This is a genomic window from Hymenobacter sp. IS2118 (genome assembly GCF_000715495.1).
In the GTDB taxonomy this organism is placed as follows: domain Bacteria; phylum Bacteroidota; class Bacteroidia; order Cytophagales; family Hymenobacteraceae; genus Hymenobacter.
The window spans coordinates 1-1,835 of the sequence record NZ_JNLX01000190.1 but is presented as its reverse complement, the minus strand read 5'-3'; the positions used below and the strand labels follow the sequence as shown (position 1 = coordinate 1,835).

General features: G+C 65.2%; 1 protein-coding gene. It reads right to left on the bottom strand.

What is annotated here, in order from left to right:
- Positions 1-410: 410 nt before the first annotated feature.
- Positions 411-1,685 (bottom strand): hypothetical protein, encoded by a 1,275-nt coding sequence (locus GM79_RS20935; protein WP_035567721.1) that lies wholly within the window; start codon positions 1,683-1,685, stop codon positions 411-413.
- Between the last annotated feature and the right edge of the window lie 150 nt (positions 1,686-1,835).

The window sequence follows — 1,835 nt, the reverse complement described above, 5'->3', positions numbered from 1 at the left end:
CGCAGCCCGAAGTGGGCCCGGATGGCTGGCAGCACGGAAGCATCGGGCATGGCGGGGCAGCAAAAGTGACGGCCCAAGATAGGACCGAGCGGCGGTTTTCTCACACGTTTTGGGTTGGCGCAAAAGCGTGTGAGTACTGGGGCGTACTCACACGTTTTGGGCTAGCGCAAAAGCGTGTGAGTGCCGGGGCGTACTCACACGTTTTGGGTTGGCGCAAAAGCGTGTGAGTACGCCCCGGTACTCACACGCTTTGGGTTGGCGCAAAAGTGTGTGAGTTGGTCGGGAGGACCTTAGGCATAGTTGTTTCTCGCAGCGGTTTGCGGCGGTAAACCGCGAAGGTCCGCCGGGGTCAGGCAGCGAGCCGCTGCGAGAACACTCATCAGGAAGTTGATTGCGGCTGCCCGGCCAAATCAGAAGTTGAAGTCGCGGGGCTCGCCGGCCAGCTCGCGGCCGCGCAGGATGAACTTGGGCTCGTAGCTCTCCTCCTCGGTCCAGTCCACGGTTTCGAAGGGCGGGATGGTGCCGTACTTTTTCGGGCCCGTGACGAGCAAGCCCAGGGCGCGGCTTTGCTCCTGCTCCTGCCACACCTCGACCAGCACGTCGGCCAGCTGGTGGCCCCAGGCGCGCATTCCGGCCGCTATCAGCGCCTGGCGCCAGTCGGCGTGGGCGGCAATGGGCCAGGGCGCGGCCTGGGTGGCCAGGGCGCGGTCCAGCCAGTGGGTGGCCTCGAACAGGTAGCCGTGGCGCAGGTCGTCGTCGTCGCGGCTGGCCTGGTGCCAGCGCAGCAGGCGCGGCAGGTCGGCGGGGTCCTCCAGCTGCCGGAAGTACGGGGTCAGGTTTTCGTGGTGCATCAGCATCGGGTGCCAGGGCAGGCTGGCGGCCAGGTCGCCCTGCGCGCGCTGGGCGGCCAGCTTTTCCGCCTTGTCGGCTTCGGTGAGGCCGATGTAGTACGCTTCTTTTTCGCCGCGCACGTCGGGCAGGGCCAGCAGGTCGGTGCCGCTGGCGGCGTTGTGGTAGGCATACCACGCCGGCAGGCGGCGGCGCCGCGCGCGTTCGGCGGCGCGGTAGCCGTCATCGGTATCGGCCTCGTCGTCAGCGTCGTCGTCAGGGTCGGCGGCGTCGTTCCCGCGTTCGGCGGCGCGGCGGAAGCCGTCGTAATCCTGCCACTGCCAGTTGGCATTGGGCACGTAGGCGTCGGAGCGCAGGTAGTCCTGGTAGAGGGCCACCTCGGCGGCGGTGATGGGCGACAGCCAGGGGCAGTGTTCGAGGTACTTTTCCCACTGCCGGAACTCCTGGGTGTGGCGCACGCCGGGCAAAGTGAGGTCCTCGGCCCGCCAGCGGCACTGCAGGTCGAAGAGCTTTTTTTGCTGAATCTCCCACAAGTCCTGGGCCGCCTCCTCGCGGATGTTGACGAAGCGCGCGCCCGCCTGCTTCAGCAGGACCGGTCCTTTCAGGTAGGCGACGGCTTTGACGTTGGCGTACGTGCGGGCCACGTGCGGGACGCTTTGCGCGAAATAGGGGGCCATTGCCTCGCCAAACGCGGGCCGCGCCAGCAGTTCGGCCTCGAACAGGCGCGTGAGCCCGGCCAGGTCGCCCTTGGTTTGGGCGTCTTTAATGTAAGCGGCCCGCGCCTCGGGCGTGGTGGGCAGCGTGGGGTCGGCAGCGGAGGCGGACAGGTCTTCCATTGTGCGGGTAGGGGTTAAGGGAATTAAAAATGAAGAATTAAAAGTTAAAAGTTGACCATCAGATTCTTCATTTTCAATTCTGTTCATGGCAGCGGAAACCGCTTTAAGTAGCAGACGCCTAAAGTAGCAGGTAGTTGGCAAACCCAAGGG

Coding starts and splice junctions, on each gene's coding strand:
- GM79_RS20935 (WP_035567721.1), bottom strand. CDS start 1,685: ATGGAAGACCTGTCCGCCTCCGCTGCCGACCCCACGCTGCCCACCACG.